Raw genomic sequence first — 541 nt, 5'->3', positions numbered from 1 at the left:
GGGTGGGACCCGGCCAGGGGGCGGGTCCCACCCGGTTCAGCTGCAGTGCTCGAACTCGCTGTCGAAGGACGCGCCCCCGGCCGCGCCACCCCACTTCACGCACTTGTCCGCCGCGGACGCCGAGACCGGGCCGGCGAAGTAGGAGAAGGAGCCGGAGTCGGTGACCCGTGCCGCGCCCTTGACCTCCAGGTAGGCCGAGGTCGCCGTGCCCGTCCCGGTGGACGCGCTCTTCATCGTGCTGACACAGTTCTTGCCGTTGGCGGCGTTGTACGACAGGTACACCGTGCCCGCCGTGCCGAGCGGCTTCGAATCGAGCACGCCGTAGCCGCCACCGCAGGCCGGCGCGCCGAGCGCGGTGTCGGTGATCGTGGCGTAGCGGATCGAGTTGCGGTATTCGCCGCCCGTTCCCGCTTCGAAGATCACTCCGGCCGACGACGCGGACAGCGGAACCATGTCCGAGTACGCCGCGTCCTGGCCCCACACGAGCAAGCTGCCGGCGGTGCCGGTCCAGTTGGCGCCCTCGTCGAACGACGAGTGGATC

1 pseudogene is annotated in these 541 nt (G+C 70.6%); it reads right to left on the bottom strand.

The annotated features are described in order from the left end of the window. Positions 1-36: 36 nt before the first annotated feature. Positions 37-541, bottom strand: a pseudogene (locus tag CCN39_RS48530) (sialidase family protein); the annotation flags it as partial.

Origin of the sequence: Amycolatopsis kentuckyensis, assembly GCF_002155975.1 — a bacterium.
Lineage (GTDB): Bacteria > Actinomycetota > Actinomycetes > Mycobacteriales > Pseudonocardiaceae > Amycolatopsis > Amycolatopsis kentuckyensis.
Note: the sequence above shows the minus strand (reverse complement) of the source record. Positions and strands in the feature narration are given on the sequence as shown.